Consider the following 14,451-nt stretch of genomic DNA (forward strand, 5'->3'; position numbering starts at 1 on the left):
GGAGACGCACCATGGCAACCAAAGGCGTTCGCGAGAAGATCAAGCTGGAGTCCACCGCCGGCACCGGCCACTTCTACACCACCACCAAGAACAAGAAGACCACGCCGGAGAAGATGCTGATCAAGAAGTTTGATCCGGTCGCCCGCAAGCACGTGGACTACAAGGAAATCAAGCTGAAGTGACGAGAGGCGTCGGTATCGCGCCGGCTTCCATCGACCCAGCAAAAAGGCCCGCTGTTCCCAGCGGGCCTTTTTCTTGGTCAGTCTCGATGGCGATGCGATCGAGGCGGTGAAGGGCGAGAACCGGCGCAGGCATCGCCGCCCGGCCGGGGCGCCCGGACCGCGTCAGGCGTGCGCGGCGCGCAAACGCAGCGAGAAGTCGCGCAGCGCGGCAATGCCGCTCTCTTCGGCGCGGCGGCACCAGGCCTGCAAATCCGCCGCCAGCTGCTCGCGCGACGCGGTGGTGCTGGACCACAGGGCGCGGAGCTCTTCCCGCATGGTGACCATCTGGTCGAGCACCGGGTGCTGGGCACGGGCCTGGGCCAGCTGGGGCTTCACGGCCGCCGGCACCTTGTCGTCATCCCGGTGCAGCCAGCGCTTGGCGGCTTGCAGCGCCGACACATCGCCGCTGCGGGCCTTGATCGACTGCAGTTCGCTCTTGCAGGCGGCGCGCAGTTCGCGGGCGTAGCCGGCCATGATTTCGTAGCGGTGGGCGATCACGGCTTCCAGCGTCTTCTCGTCGGCCACCGGCTTGACATCGCCATACGCCACGCGCGGCGCCACCTTTTTCACCGTGGCCAGACCAAGGGCGCTGAGGACGCTGATGTAAAGCCAGCCGATGTCAAACTCGTACGGCTTGACCGAGAGCTTGGCCGAGGTCGGGTAGGTGTGGTGGTTGTTGTGCAGCTCTTCACCGCCAATCAGGATGCCCCAGGGCGACACGTTGGTGCTGGCATCGGTGGCCTCGAAGTTGCGGTAGCCCCACCAGTGGCCGATGCCGTTGATGATGCCGGCGGCCGTGACAGGGATCCAGATCATCTGGATCGCCCAGACGGTGACACCCAGCGCGCCGAACAGCGCGACGTTGACGATGAGCATCAGGCTCACACCGAGCCGGGAATGGCGGGTGTAGAGGTTGCGTTCGATCCAGTCGGTCGGCGTGTTGTGGCCGTAGCGCTCCAGCGTCTCGCGGTTTTTGGCCTCAGCGCGGTACAGCTCGCTGCCTTCCCAGAAGACCTTCTTGATGCCGAACACCTGCGGGCTGTGGGGGTCACCGTCCTGCTCGCACTTGGCGTGGTGCTTGCGGTGGATGGCGGTCCACTCCTTGGTGACCATGCCGGTGGTCAGCCACAGCCAGAAGCGGAAGAAATGGGCCGGGATGGGGTGAAGGTCGAGCGATCGGTGCGCCGAGTGGCGATGCAGGTAAATGGTGACGCTGGCGATGGTGATGTGCGTGAGCACGAGGGCAACGATCAGCGTCTGCCACCAGCTCGCGCCGGTCAGGCCTTCGGCCGCGAAGGTGATGAAGCCATCCCACAGGGACGCGAGAAGGCCGGGGTCGGATGCAGACATGGATTTCCTGAAAAGCTGCCCAAGTGAACAAGCGCGGCCAAGGGCCGCCGCTACGCCGGGCAGGGGCGCTGCGGTCCCCCGATTTTAGGACGGACAGGGGTTTTCTCCAACCGGAGAAAGACCGCAGATCAGGGGGTGTTTGTGAAAGATCAAGGGGTTTTCTGCCAGACAGCCGCAAAAAAGCCGTCGGTGCGATGCCGGTGGGGCCACAGGCGAAGAAACCGCCCCTCCGGTCCGCTGGCGAGGACCGCGGGGTCGTGCACGCCGGCGTCGGCCAGCAAGGTCGCCGCGGACAGCAGCCGCCAGCCGGACTGGGCCGCGTCGAACGCGGCGGCGATGGCCTCGTTTTCGTCGGTCAGCAGACTGCAGGTGGCGTACACCAGCCGTCCACCGGGCTTGAGCAGGCGGGCGGCGCTGGCGAGGATGGCGGTCTGCTGCGCTGCAAACGCCGCCACCGCCGCGGGCGTCTGGCGCCACTTGAGGTCGGGATGGCGGCGCAGCGTGCCCAGGCCGGAGCACGGCGCATCGACCAGCACACGGTCGAGCTTGCCGGCGAGGCGTTTGATGCGGTCATCCCGCTCGTGGGCGATGGCGACCGGGTGCACGTTGGACAGGCCGCTGCGCGCCAACCGCGGCTTGAGGCCTTCGAGGCGGTGGGCCGACGTGTCGAAGGCGTAAAGGCGGCCGGTGTTGCGCATGGCCGCGCCGAGCGCCAGCGTTTTGCCGCCCGCGCCGGCGCAGAAATCGGCCACCATCTCGCCACGCCGGGCGCCGACCAGCAGGGCCAGCAATTGAGAGCCTTCGTCCTGCACCTCGACCGCGCCGTCGGCGTAGGGCTGCCAGCGGGCGAGCGTGGGTTTGCCGGCGAGCCGGATTCCCAGCGGCGACCACGGGGTGGGCTCGCCCGTCAGACCGCCGGCGGCGAGCTCGGCCAGGACCGCGTCGCGACGGGCCTTGAGGGTGTTGACGCGCAGGTCCAGGGGCGCGGGACGCATCAGGGCCTCGGCCAGGGTGTCGAATTCGTCACCGACCTGCGCCTGCAGCGCCGCCGCCAGCCAGTCGGGCAGGTTGTGGCGGTGTGGCGCGAGCCACACGCTGTCGGGCGTGGCCCGGCAGGCGTCGAGCCAGGTCTTCTCCGGCTCGCTCAGGGCGCTCTTGAGGAAATCGATGTCGCCGGGGAAGGCCAGGATGGCCAGCCGACGCCAGCGGGAGCCGCTGCCGGAGCGGGCCAGCGCCTCCAGGCGCAGGCGCTCGCGCAGCACGGCGAAGACGGTGTCGGCGAGCGTGGCGCGGTCGCGCGGACCGAGCGAGCGGTGCTCGCGAAAGTGGCGCGCCAGCAGCGCGTCGGTGGGTTGATCGAAGCGAAACACGCGCTCCAGCAGCGTGGCGGCTTCTTCCAGCAGGGCATTCGGGTGCATCCCGGTATTGTCCCCCGCCGGGCCTCCCCGGCCGCGCGCGGGGGCAGCGCCGATAATCGCGCCCCATGTCCGACATTCCCCAACAGGTGCGCCGTCGGCGCACCTTCGCCATCATTTCCCACCCCGACGCGGGCAAGACCACGCTCACCGAGAAGCTGCTGCTGTTCTCGGGCGCGATCAACATCGCCGGCAGCGTCAAGGCACGCAAGGCCGCCCGCCACGCCACCTCCGACTGGATGGAGATCGAGAAGCAGCGCGGCATCTCGGTCGCATCGAGCGTGATGCAGATGGAGTATCGCGACTGCGTGATCAACCTGCTGGACACCCCGGGCCACCAGGATTTCTCCGAGGACACCTACCGCGTGCTGACCGCGGTGGACGCGGCGCTGATGGTGATCGACGCCGGCAACGGCGTCGAGCCGCAAACCCGGCGGCTGCTGCAGGTCTGCCGCGCGCGGAACACGCCGATCCTGACCTTCGTGAACAAGATGGACCGCGAGGTGAAGGCCCCGCTGGACCTGATGGACGAGATCGAGCGCGAGCTCGGCATGACGGTGGTGCCGTTCACCTGGCCGGTGGGCATGGGCAAGCTGTTCCATGGGGTATACGACCGGCGCACCGAGCAGATGCGCGTGTTCGCGGCCGGCGAGGACCGCCGCGGGGGCGACGAGGAAGTGCTGGAAGGCCTGGACAACGCCGAATCCGCGCGGCGCTTCGGCGCGGAGTTCGCGCAGGCCCGCGAAGAGCTGGAGCTGGTCGCGGGCGCGTCGCCGGCGTTTGAAGAAGCGGCCTTCCTGGCCGGACAGCAGACCCCGATGCTGTTTGGCTCGGCGGTGAACAACTTTGGCGTGCGCGAGGTGCTCGACGCGCTGGTCGACCTGGCACCGCCGCCGGGGTCGAAGGCGGCCATCCAGCGCACGGTGGAGCCGGTGGAGCCGAAGTTCAGCGGTGTGGTGTTCAAGATCCAGGCCAACATGGACCCGGCGCACCGCGACCGCATCGCCTTCGTGCGCGTGGCCAGCGGCCACTTCGAGCGCGGCATGCGCCTGAAGGTGGTGCGCAGCGGCAAGGAGCTGCGGCCCAACACGGTGGTGAGCTTCCTGTCGCAGCGGCGCGAACTGCTCGACGAGGCCTTTGCCGGCGACATCATCGGCATCCCGAACCATGGCGTGCTGCAGCTCGGCGACACGCTCACCGAGGGCGAGGCCCTGCAGTTCACCGGGCTGCCCTTCTTCGCGCCGGAAATCATCCGCAGCGTGGAGGTGGCCGATCCGCTGCGCACCAAGCAGCTGCGCGCGGGTCTGACGCAGCTCGGCGAAGAGGGCGCGATCCAGGTGTTCCGGCCGGTGGCGGGCAGCGTGCTGCTGCTCGGGGCGGTGGGACAGCTGCAGTTTGAGGTGGTGGCCCACCGGCTGGAGCACGAGTACGGCGTGAAAGCGCGCATCACCGGCAGCTCGTACAACGTGGCGCGCTGGGTGACGTGCGCGCCCGAGGACGGTGGCGAGCAGGAGCTCAAGCGCTTCATCGACGCCAACGCCCACCGTGTGGCCCTGGACGCGGTGGACGCGCCGACCATCCTGCTGGACCACCTGGCCACGCTGCGCGCGGTGGAGGCCAACTGGCCGAAGATCCGCTTCCACGCCATGCGCGAACACGCGGGCCTGGTGTTCGCCAGGTCGATGTGACGCACCGCCGCGTGGCGGCCGGCGGTCAGCCGCGCGCCAGCAGCGCCTCGACCGCCCGCGGGTAAATGACGTGCTCCTGCGAGAGCACCCGCGCGGCCAGGGCCTCGGGGGTGTCGCCCGGCACCACCGGCACCACGGCCTGCTCCAGGATGTCGCCGTGGTCGAGCTCCGCCGTCACGCGGTGCACCGTCGCGCCGGCCACGCGGCAGCCCATGGCGATGGCGCGCTCGTGGGTTTTCAGCCCCGGAAAGGCGGGCAGCAGGCTGGGGTGGATGTTGACCAGCCGCCCGGCGTAGCGCGCCACGAAGGCGGGGGTCAGGATCCGCATGAAACCCGCCAGCAGCACCCAGCCGGGCCGGTGTGCGTCGATGGCGGTGGCCAGCGCGGTGTCGAACGCGTCGCGGTCGGCGTGGGCGGTGTGATCGACCACCGCGGTGGCGATGCCCCGCTCCCGCGCCCACGCGAGTCCGGCGGCCTGCGGCCGGTTGCTGATGACCGCGGCCACCGGCGCGCCGAAGCGCTCGGCCCAGCGGCGCCGCTGGGCGGCCTCGACCAGGGCGGCCATGTTGGAGCCGCTGCCGGAGATCAGGATGACGATGGGTTGCCGCGCTGACATGGGCGCGCAGTGTAGCGACCCGCGCCTGCGCGGCCCGGCGCCGTCCCCCGCCGCACCAAACCCGAGGACGGGCGGCGGGTTTGTCGCGGCCCGGACAGGCTCAAATCGAACGGTCGTGCGAGACTGCCCGGCTGTCAGACGCCCGGACGGGCGCGCATCAGGAGACCACCATGGATTTGGCTTTCACGCCGGAAGAACTGGCGTTTCGCGACGAGATCCGGGGCTGGGTCAGGGACAACCTGCCCGCCGACATCGCCCAGAAGGTGCACAGCGCCATGCGCCTGTCGCGGGACGACATGCAGCGCTGGGCCAAGATCCTTGGCAAGAAGGGCTGGCTGGGCTGGAATTGGCCCCAGCAGTTTGGCGGGCCGGGCTGGAACGCGGTGCAGCGCCACCTGTTTGAAGAGGAATGCGCGCTGGCCGGTGCGCCGCGCGTCGTGCCCTTCGGGCCGGTCATGGTGGCCCCGGTGATCATGGCCTTCGGCAACAAGGCGCAGCAAGAGCGCCACCTGCCGGGCATCGCCAGCGGCGAGGTGTGGTGGAGCCAGGGCTACAGCGAGCCGGGTTCCGGCTCCGACCTCGCCTCGCTGAAGACCCGGGCCGAGCGACGGGGCGACAAGTACATCGTCAACGGTCAGAAAACCTGGACCACGCTCGGCCAGTACGGCGAGTGGATCTTCTGCCTCGTGCGCACCAGCACGGAAGGCAAGCCGCAGACGGGCATCAGCTTCCTGCTCATTGACATGAAATCGCCGGGCGTGACCGTGCGGCCGATCCGCCTGCTCGACGGCGAGTGCGAGGTCAACGAGGTGTGGTTCGACAACGTCGAGGTGCCGGCAGAGAACCTGGTGGGCGAGGAAAACCAGGGCTGGACCTACGCCAAGTACCTGCTCGGCCACGAGCGCACCAACATCGCCGACGTGAACCGCGCCAAGCGCGAACTCGAGCGCCTCAAGCGCATCGCCAAGGCCGAGGGCGTGTGGGAAGACAGCCGCTTCCGCGACCAGATTGCCCTGCTGGAGGTGGACATCGTGGCGCTGGAGATGCTGGTGCTGCGCGTGCTGTCGGCCGAGAAGGCGGGCAAAAGCTCGCTGGACATCGCCGGTCTGCTGAAGATCCGCGGCAGCGAGATCCAGCAGCGCTACACCGAGCTGATGATGCTGGCCGCGGGTCCCTACAGCCTGCCCTTCATCTTCGAAGCGATGGAAGCGGGCTGGCAAGGCGACTTCCCGGGCGGCACCGTGGCCAACGCGCCGCTGGCCTCGACCTACTTCAACATGCGCAAGACCACGATCTACGGCGGCTCCAACGAGGTGCAGCGCAACATCGTGGCGCAAACCGTGCTCGGCTGATCAGGAGGCATCATGGATTTCGACTTTTCCGACGATCAGGTCGCCCTGCGCGACGCCGTGCAGAAATGGGTGGAGAAGGGCTACGACTTCGAGCGCCGCCGCGGCATCGTGGCCGCCGGCGGGTTTGACCGCGCGGCCTACGGCGAGCTCGCCGAACTGGGCCTGAGTGGCCTGTACGTGAGTGAAGACCACGGCGGGCTGGGCATGGGCCCGGTGGAGGCCATGTTGGTGATGGAGGAGCTGGGCCGCGGCATCGTGCTGGAGCCGCTGGCCCAGACGCTGATCGCCAGCGGCGTGATCGGCGCTTACGCCGCAGCCGAGGCGCAGGCCGCGTGGCTGCCGCGCATCGCCGCGGGTGAGGTGCTCGTCGTGCTGGCACACCAGGAACGCGGTGCGCGCTACCGGCTCGACCGCGTGGCGGCCACCGCCGCCTCTGCCGGCGCCGGTCACACCGTCACGGGCGAAAAACACCTGGTGCCGGCCGCGGACCGCGCCGACGCATTCATCGTGCCCGCGCGACTCGACGGCCGCACGGCGCTTTTCCTGGTGGAGGCCGGTGCCGCCGGCGTGTCCGCCACCGGCCACCTCACGCAGGACGGCAGCCGCGCCGGCACGCTCACGCTGGCCAACGCCCCGGCCACACTGCTGGTGGCCGACGGTCAGGCCGCGCTGGAACACGCGGTGGACATCGGCATCGCCGCCACCGCCGCCGAGGCGGTGGGTGCCATGGACCGGGCGCTGGCGGTGACCGTGGACTACATGAACACGCGCAAGCAGTTTGGCGTGACGATCGCCAGCTTCCAGGCCCTGCGCCACCGCGTGGCCGACATGAAGATGCAGCTGGAACTGGCGCGCTCCATGAGCTACTACGCCAGCCTCAAGCTCAACGCCCCGGCCGACGAGCGCCGGGCCGCACTGTCCCGGGCGAAGGTGCAGCTGGGCCAGTCGATGCGTTTCGTGGGCCAACAGGCGGTGCAGCTGCACGGCGGCATCGGCGTGACCGACGAATACATCATCAGCCATTACTTCAAGAAGCTGACCCAGCTGGAAATGACGTTCGGCGACACGCTGCACCACCTCGGCGAGGTCTCGGCCCGCATGCAGGACACAGCCGGGGTATTTGCCTGACACCCCCGCGCCGCGCCTGCGGCGCGTCACCCTCTCAAGGGGGCAACGCCAGCGGCCCGGCAAAGCCGGTTCCGCGGCGTTTCGCGGCTAGGCGTGCAAGCGCGACGTCTTCGGCAGGTGCGCCATCAGAAACTCCATCTGGTCCGCGAGGATGCGGCGGTTGCGCAGAATGAAGTCTTCCCAGAGGCTGGGCACATAAGGCGCGTAGAGCAGGGGCATGTGGGCCTGCTCGGGCGTCTTGTTGCCCTTGCGGTGGTTGCACGACTTGCAGGCGGTGACCACGTTCATCCAGCCGTCGCGCCCGCGCTGCGCCAGCGGCACGATGTGCTCGCGCGTCAGCTCATCGTCGTGGAAATGCTGACCGCAGTACGCGCAGACGTTGCGGTCGCGCGCAAACAGCTTCTGGTTGGTGAGCGTGGGACGAAGCTCGAATGGGTTGATCCGAGGCACGCCCTCGGTGCCGATGATCGAGTTGACGGTGATGATCGACTGCCGCCCGGTGATCGCGTTGTGGCCGCCGTGGAAGACCGCGACCTCCGCCCCCATTTCCCAGCGCACCTCGTCGGCCGCGTAGTGCAGCACGGCCTCTTCGAGGCTGATCCACGACTGCGGCAGTCCCTGGGCGGAGAGCTTCAAGACCTTCAAAACGGGCTCCTTCGTGCGACGTGTCACCGAACCACCCGGCCCCGCGGTGGGCCGGCCCACGCCGGGATGGGTCCACCCCGGGGTATGCGTTTTCCTGTGTCAATATAGCAAGCTTTGATGGCGCCCCGGCGTCATGTCCCACCCCGTGTCTCGCCCGAAGTCCCACCCCTTGGCCCACCCCGCTTTCCACCCGGCATGAAGATCGTCCGCGGCCTGCGCCACACCCGCACCGGACCCGGCGCGCTGGCCCCCCACTGCGCACTGACCATCGGTAACTTCGATGGTGTCCACCGCGGCCACCAGGCGATGCTGGCGCTCCTGCAGAGCGAGGCGCGCCACCGCGGCGTGCCCAGCTGCGTGATGACCTTCGAGCCGCACCCGCGCGACCACTTCGCCGCGGTGCTGCACAAACCCGAGCTCGCCCCGGCGCGCATCGCCACCCTGCGGGACAAACTCGAAGAGCTGGCGCGCTGCGGCGTGGACCAGTGCGTGGTGCTGCCGTTCAACGAGCGGCTGGCGGCACAAAGCGCCGAGGCTTTCATCCAGGACACGCTGGTGGACGCCCTGGGTGCGCGCTACGTGCTGGTCGGCGACGATTTCCGGTTCGGTGCGCGCCGGGCGGGTGACTACGCGATGCTGGATGCGGCCGGTGCCCGCCTTGGCTTCGACGTCGCGCGCATGCAGAGCTACGAGGTCCACGGCCTGCGCGTGTCGAGTTCGGCCGTGCGCGAAGCGCTGGCGGCCGGCCGGATGGACGCTGCCGCCGCCCTGCTCGGCCGGCCCTACGCGATCAGCGGCCACGTGGTGCGCGGCCGCCAGCTCGGCCGCCAGCTCGGCGAAACCGCCCAGGGCCGCGGTGACGGGTTCCGCACGCTGAACCTGCGCTTTGCCCACTGGAAGCCAGCGGCCAGCGGCATCTTCGTGGTGCAGGTGCATGGGTTGTGGGACACCCCGCTGCCCGGTGTGGCCAACCTCGGCGTGCGTCCCTCGCTCGACCCGAACGACGTGAACGGCGGGCGTGTGCTGCTGGAAACGCATTGCCTGGACTGGCCGGCGGGGCTGGCCGAGCGCCTGCCCGGCGGGGAGGCCTACGGTAAAATCGTGCGGGTGGACCTGCTGCACAAACTGCACGACGAGCTGAAGTACGACAGCCTCGATGCCCTCACCGACGGCATCGCGAAGGATGTGGCCGACGCGCGGGCGTTCTTCGAGGCCATGCACGGCCGCACCCACCGGCAGACCACCCGCGACCGAATTTGACGGGCTCCGGCCCCGCTCGCCGCCCTCCGACAAGCTCAGGGCGATCGGCTGCTGAATCGCACGCACACGCGCTCCTCCCCGCTCGGGCTGAGCTTGTCGAAGCCAACACGCGAACCACCATGTCCGAGACGAAGAACGCCTACCCCGTCAACCTGCTGGACACGCCCTTCCCCATGCGCGGGGACCTGCCCAGGCGCGAGCCCGCGTGGGTGAAGCAATGGACCGACCAGGGCCTCTACCGCCGCCTGCGCGACGCCCGGCAGGGCGCGCCACTGTTCGTGCTGCACGACGGTCCGCCCTACGCCAACGGCAAATTGCACATCGGCCACGCGCTGAACAAAGTGCTCAAGGACATGATCGTCAAAAGCCGTCAGCTCGACGGCTTCGACGCCCAGTACATCCCGGGCTGGGACTGCCACGGCCTGCCGATCGAAAACGCGATCGAAAAGCTGCACGGACGCCATCTCTCGCGCGACGAGATGCAGGCCAAGAGCCGGGCCTATGCCACCGAACAGATCGACCAGCAGCGCGCCGACTTCCAGCGCCTGGGGGTGCTGGGCGACTGGGAGCGGCCTTACCGCACCATGGACCCCGCCAACGAAGCGGGCCAGATCCGCGCCTTCAAGCGTGTCATCGAACGCGGCTTCGTCTACCGCGGCCTGAAACCGGTGTACTGGTGCTTCGACTGCGGCAGCTCGCTGGCCGAGTTCGAGATCGAATACGCCGACAAGCAAAGCGACACGCTGGACGTGGCCTTTGAGGCGGACGACCCGGCGCGGCTGGCCGCGGTCTTCGGCCTGAGCGCCCTGCCCGCTGGCCAGCGCGCCTTCGCGGTGATCTGGACCACCACGGCCTGGACCATCCCGGCCAACCAGGCGCTCAACGCCAACCCCGAGCTGACCTACGCGCTGGTGAACACGCCACGCGGCTGCCTGGTGCTGGCCGAGACCCTCGTGGAGAAATGCCTGGCGCGCTATGGTCTGAGCGGCGAGGTCATCGGCACCGCGCGCGGCGATGCGCTGCATGGTCTGGCCTTCCGCCACCCGCTGCACGACGTGGACGCCGGCTACCGCCGGCTGGCGCCGGTGTTTGTGGCCGATTACGTGAGCGACGGCGACGGCACCGGCATCGTGCACAGCGCACCGGCCTACGGCGTGGACGACTTCAACTCCTGCGTGGCCAACGGCATCGCGCACGACGCGATCCTCAACCCGGTGCAGGGCAACGGCGTGTACGCGGCCGACTTCCCGCTCTTTGGCGGCCAGCACATCTGGAAAGCCGTGCCAGTCATCATCGACACGCTGCGCCAGGCCGAACGCCTGCTGGCCACCGAGCGCATCACCCACAGCTACCCGCACTGCTGGCGCCACAAGACGCCGGTGATCTACCGCGCCGCGGCGCAGTGGTTCATCCGCATGGATGAAGGCGACGGCGTGTTCACCCGCGACAAGGCGCCCAAGACGCTGCGCCAGCTCGCGCTCGACGCGATCGACCAGACCCGCTTCTATCCCGACAACGGGCGCGCGCGCCTGCGCGACATGATCGCCAACCGGCCCGACTGGTGCATCTCGCGCCAGCGCAGCTGGGGCGTGCCGATCCCGTTCTTCCTTCACAAGGCCACCGGCGAACTGCACCCGCGCACGATGGACATCCTCGACCAGGCGGCCGACATCGTCGAGCGCGGGGGCATCGAGGCCTGGAGCCGCGTGAGCGCGGCCGAGATCCTGGGCGAGGCCGACGCCGCGCACTACGACAAGTGCACCGACATCCTGGAGGTCTGGTTCGACTCGGGCTCGACGTTCCAGCACGTGCTGCGCGGCAGCCACGCCGCCGCCTACGGCGTGCCGCCCCACCACGCCAGCGGCCCCGAGGCCGACCTGTACCTCGAAGGCCACGACCAACACCGCGGCTGGTTCCACAGCTCGCTCCTGCTGGGCTGCGCCCTGCACGACCGCGCGCCATACCGCGGCCTGCTCACCCACGGCTTCGCCACCGACGGCCAGGGCCGCAAGATGAGCAAGAGCCTGGGCAATGTGGTGGTGCCGCAGGAGATCACCAGCAAGCTCGGGGCGGAGATCGTGCGGCTGTGGGTGGCCGCCACGGATTACTCGGGCGACCTCAACATCGACGACAAGATCCTCGCCCGGGTGGTCGATGCCTACCGACGCATCCGTAACACGCTGCGCTTCCTGCTCGCCAACCTCAGCGACTTCGACGCGGCCCGCCACGCCGTCGCGCCCGAAGCGCTGCTGGAAATCGACCGCTGGGCACTGGCCCGCACCGCGCAGTTCCAGGCCGAGGTGCGCGCGCACTACGAGCGCTACGAGTTCCACCCGGTGGTAGCCAAGCTGCAGGTCTTCTGCTCGGAAGACCTGGGGGCGTTCTACCTCGACGTGCTGAAGGACCGCCTCTACACCACCGCGCCCGACAGCCCGGCGCGCCGCAGCGCCCAGACCGCGCTGCACACCATCGCCCACGCGATGCTGCGCTGGATGGCGCCGTTCCTCAGCTTCACGGCCGAGGAGGCCTGGCCGGTGCTCGCGGGCGACGCCAACCGCGGCTCGATCTTCTTCGAGACCTTCCTGGATCTGCCGGCGCCGGATGAGGCGTTGCTGAGCAAGTGGGCGCGCGTGCGGGAGATCCGCGAAGCCGCCAACAAGGAAATTGAGGCGGTGCGTGTGCAAGGCGCGGTCGGCTCCTCGCTGCAGGCACTGGTCACGATCACCGCGCCCGCCGCCGACGCCGCCCTGCTCCGCTCGCTCGGCAACGACTTGCGTTTCGTGACGATCACCTCGGCCGCCGCGGTGGCCGACGGCGACGCGCTTGCGGTGGCGGTGACCCCAGCCACCGCGCCCAAGTGCGAGCGCTGCTGGCACTACCGCGACGATGTCGGCCATGACCCGGCGCACCCGGGCCTGTGTGGCCGCTGCACCAGCAACCTGTTCGGCGCGGGCGAGCCCCGGTCGGTCGCCTGACCATGGCCAAGGCAAGCGGCGCGCGCGGCCCGTGGCCCTGGCTGGGGCTGGCGGCGATCCTGTTCCTGGCCGATCAGTTCACCAAGGTGCTGATCCTGGGGAATTACCAGCTCGGTGACAGCACCCGCATCACCAGCTTCTTCAACGTCGTGCGGGTGCACAACACCGGTGCGGCGTTTTCCTTCCTGGCCGGCGCCAGCGGCTGGCAGCGCTGGTTCTTCACCGCCATCGGCATCGGTGCGGCCATCTTCATCGTCTGGCTGCTGCGCCGCCACCCGGGCGAGAAGCTGTTTGCGTTCGCGCTGTCGTGCATCCTGGGGGGCGCGCTGGGCAACGTGATCGACCGCCTGCTGCACGGCTACGTGGTGGACTGGCTGGACTTCCACTGGCCGTTTCTCGCGGGCCTCTTTCCCGGCGGGCACTTCCCCTCGTTCAACATCGCCGACGCGGCGATCACGGTGGGCGCGGTGTCGCTGATCGTGGACGAATTGCTGCGCGTGCGCCGCTCGCGCTGAGCACCACGCCGGCGCGGCGCGCGGGGCAACCCGATGCCGCGCGCGGCGGGCCTGTGCTACCCTGCCCCTCCCCCGCCGCGGGTGAGCGGCGCCCCCCTGGAGACGCGCATGCCCGGCCTGTTGCCCGACGTCGATCCCGACGGTCTGTATGAGTTTTCGGTCGTCTACACCGACCGCTCCCTCAACCACATGTCGCGCCGCTTCCAGCGCGTGATGACCGACATCAGCGGCATGCTCAAGCGCGTGTACGGCGCCCACGCGGCGGTGCTCGTGCCCGGCAGCGGCACCTTCGGCATGGAGTCGGTGGCGCGCCAGTTCGCCACCGGGCGCCACGCGCTGGTGATCCGCAACGGCTGGTTCAGCTACCGCTGGACGCAGATCTTCGACATGGGCGGCATCCCGGCCAGCCACACCGTGCTCAAAGCCCGACCGCTGCACGCCGGAGCGCAGGCGCCCTGGGCGCCAGCGCCGCTGGACGAGGTCACCGCCACGATCGCGCGCGAAAAGCCGGCCGTGGTGTTTGCGCCGCACGTTGAAACGTCGGCCGGCATGATCCTGCCGGATGACTACCTGCGCGCCGTGGCCGAGGCGACCCACGCGGTCGGCGGCCTCTTTGTGCTGGACTGCATCGCGTCCGGCGCGATGTGGGTGGACATGCGGGCCACCGGCGTGGACGTACTGATCAGCGCGCCGCAGAAGGGCTGGAGCAGTTCGCCCTGCTGCGCGATGGTCATGCTCAGCGAGCGCGCCCGCGCCGCGATCGACAGCACCCAGAGCACCACCTTCGCCATGGACCTGAAGAAGTGGCTGCAGATCATGGAAACCTACGAGGGCGGTGGGCACGCCTACCACACCACCCTGCCCACCGACGCGTTGCAACGCCTGCGCGACACGATGGCCGAGACAGAAGCCTACGGTTTTGAGCGGGTGCGCGAGGAGCAGATCGCGCTGGGCCGGGCGGTGCGCGCGCTGGTCGAACAGCACGGCTTTGCCAGCGTGGCCGCGCCGGGTTTCCAGGCGCCGGGCGTGGTGGTCAGCCACACCGACGACCCCGCCATCCAGTCCAGCCAGAAGTTTCTCGCGGTGGGCCTGCAAACGGCCGCCGGTGTGCCGCTGCAGTGCGACGAAGGGCCGGCGTTCCGCAGCTTCCGTCTCGGCCTGTTTGGCCTGGACAAGTGGCACGACGTGCCGGCCACGGTGGCGCGGCTGGAGGCTGCGCTGCGCCAGGTCGCACCGCAACCGGCCGAAGCCGCGGCGGCCTGACCCAAACCGCGCGCGGCCTTCTG

General features: G+C 69.4%; 12 protein-coding genes. 8 read left to right on the plus strand and 4 right to left on the minus strand.

Going from position 1 to position 14,451, the window contains the following annotated elements:
- Positions 1 to 11: 11 nt before the first annotated feature.
- Entirely contained in the window at positions 12 to 182 is a 171-nt protein-coding gene (rpmG, locus tag AC2D80_RS09785; RefSeq protein ID WP_484632828.1) for a 50S ribosomal protein L33, read from the plus strand.
- Between the two features lie 162 nt (positions 183 to 344).
- Here the strand turns inward: rpmG and AC2D80_RS09790 are convergent, their stop codons facing one another.
- Together AC2D80_RS09790 and AC2D80_RS09795 are read right to left on the minus strand one after the other, a co-directional pair.
- The gene (locus tag AC2D80_RS09790; protein ID WP_484632829.1) at positions 345 to 1,571 is read right to left on the minus strand and encodes a DesA family fatty acid desaturase; all 1,227 of its coding nucleotides are present in this window, start codon (positions 1,569 to 1,571) and stop codon (positions 345 to 347) included.
- Between the two features lie 149 nt (positions 1,572 to 1,720).
- Positions 1,721 to 2,989, minus strand: coding sequence for an RsmB/NOP family class I SAM-dependent RNA methyltransferase (locus tag AC2D80_RS09795; protein WP_484632830.1), 1,269 nt, complete (start codon positions 2,987 to 2,989; stop codon positions 1,721 to 1,723).
- A gap of 65 nt (positions 2,990 to 3,054) precedes the next feature.
- Here AC2D80_RS09795 and AC2D80_RS09800 point away from each other — a divergent pair, with 65 nt between their 5' ends.
- Positions 3,055 to 4,674: a peptide chain release factor 3 gene (locus AC2D80_RS09800; RefSeq protein WP_484632831.1), complete on the plus strand. Its 1,620-nt coding sequence runs from the start codon at positions 3,055 to 3,057 to the stop codon at positions 4,672 to 4,674.
- A gap of 25 nt (positions 4,675 to 4,699) precedes the next feature.
- Here AC2D80_RS09800 and purN read toward each other — a convergent pair whose 3' ends face one another.
- On the minus strand, positions 4,700 to 5,290 hold the full coding sequence (gene purN, locus AC2D80_RS09805) for a phosphoribosylglycinamide formyltransferase (RefSeq protein WP_484632832.1): 591 nt from the start codon (positions 5,288 to 5,290) through the stop codon (positions 4,700 to 4,702).
- Positions 5,291 to 5,460: 170 nt separating this feature from the next.
- Here purN and AC2D80_RS09810 point away from each other — a divergent pair, with 170 nt between their 5' ends.
- Together AC2D80_RS09810 and AC2D80_RS09815 are read left to right on the plus strand one after the other, a co-directional pair.
- A complete protein-coding gene (locus AC2D80_RS09810) occupies positions 5,461 to 6,642 on the plus strand; it encodes an acyl-CoA dehydrogenase family protein (RefSeq protein WP_484632833.1) in 1,182 nt (393 codons plus the stop codon).
- A gap of 12 nt (positions 6,643 to 6,654) precedes the next feature.
- Positions 6,655 to 7,770, plus strand: a complete 1,116-nt coding sequence (locus AC2D80_RS09815) for an acyl-CoA dehydrogenase family protein (RefSeq protein ID WP_484632834.1) — start codon at positions 6,655 to 6,657, stop codon at positions 7,768 to 7,770.
- 87 nt (positions 7,771 to 7,857) lie between these two features.
- Here the strand turns inward: AC2D80_RS09815 and AC2D80_RS09820 are convergent, their stop codons facing one another.
- Positions 7,858 to 8,415 (minus strand): HNH endonuclease, encoded by a 558-nt coding sequence (locus tag AC2D80_RS09820; RefSeq protein ID WP_484632835.1) that lies wholly within the window; start codon positions 8,413 to 8,415, stop codon positions 7,858 to 7,860.
- Positions 8,416 to 8,610: 195 nt separating this feature from the next.
- Here AC2D80_RS09820 and AC2D80_RS09825 point away from each other — a divergent pair, with 195 nt between their 5' ends.
- From AC2D80_RS09825 to AC2D80_RS09840, 4 genes are all read left to right on the plus strand, one after another.
- Positions 8,611 to 9,675: a bifunctional riboflavin kinase/FAD synthetase gene (locus AC2D80_RS09825; RefSeq protein WP_484632836.1), complete on the plus strand. Its 1,065-nt coding sequence runs from the start codon at positions 8,611 to 8,613 to the stop codon at positions 9,673 to 9,675.
- A 119-nt stretch (positions 9,676 to 9,794) separates the two neighbouring features.
- Entirely contained in the window at positions 9,795 to 12,650 is a 2,856-nt protein-coding gene (ileS, locus tag AC2D80_RS09830; protein ID WP_484632837.1) for an isoleucine--tRNA ligase, read from the plus strand.
- Positions 12,651 to 12,652: 2 nt separating this feature from the next.
- A complete protein-coding gene (gene lspA / locus AC2D80_RS09835; RefSeq protein ID WP_484632838.1) occupies positions 12,653 to 13,165 on the plus strand; it encodes a signal peptidase II in 513 nt (170 codons plus the stop codon).
- 108 nt (positions 13,166 to 13,273) lie between these two features.
- On the plus strand, positions 13,274 to 14,428 hold the full coding sequence (locus tag AC2D80_RS09840; RefSeq protein WP_484632839.1) for an aminotransferase class V-fold PLP-dependent enzyme: 1,155 nt from the start codon (positions 13,274 to 13,276) through the stop codon (positions 14,426 to 14,428).
- The last annotated feature ends 23 nt before the right edge of the window (positions 14,429 to 14,451 follow it).

This window comes from Hydrogenophaga sp. T66, assembly GCF_057219855.1.

Coding starts and splice junctions, on each gene's coding strand:
- AC2D80_RS09795 (WP_484632830.1), bottom strand. CDS start 2,989: ATGCACCCGAATGCCCTGCTGGAAGAAGCCGCCACGCTGCTGGAGCGC.
- AC2D80_RS09815 (WP_484632834.1), top strand. CDS start 6,655: ATGGATTTCGACTTTTCCGACGATCAGGTCGCCCTGCGCGACGCCGTG.
- AC2D80_RS09840 (WP_484632839.1), top strand. CDS start 13,274: ATGCCCGGCCTGTTGCCCGACGTCGATCCCGACGGTCTGTATGAGTTT.
- lspA (WP_484632838.1), top strand. CDS start 12,653: ATGGCCAAGGCAAGCGGCGCGCGCGGCCCGTGGCCCTGGCTGGGGCTG.
- purN (WP_484632832.1), bottom strand. CDS start 5,290: ATGTCAGCGCGGCAACCCATCGTCATCCTGATCTCCGGCAGCGGCTCC.
- AC2D80_RS09790 (WP_484632829.1), bottom strand. CDS start 1,571: ATGTCTGCATCCGACCCCGGCCTTCTCGCGTCCCTGTGGGATGGCTTC.
- AC2D80_RS09825 (WP_484632836.1), top strand. CDS start 8,611: ATGAAGATCGTCCGCGGCCTGCGCCACACCCGCACCGGACCCGGCGCG.
- ileS (WP_484632837.1), top strand. CDS start 9,795: ATGTCCGAGACGAAGAACGCCTACCCCGTCAACCTGCTGGACACGCCC.
- rpmG (WP_484632828.1), top strand. CDS start 12: ATGGCAACCAAAGGCGTTCGCGAGAAGATCAAGCTGGAGTCCACCGCC.
- AC2D80_RS09800 (WP_484632831.1), top strand. CDS start 3,055: ATGTCCGACATTCCCCAACAGGTGCGCCGTCGGCGCACCTTCGCCATC.
- AC2D80_RS09810 (WP_484632833.1), top strand. CDS start 5,461: ATGGATTTGGCTTTCACGCCGGAAGAACTGGCGTTTCGCGACGAGATC.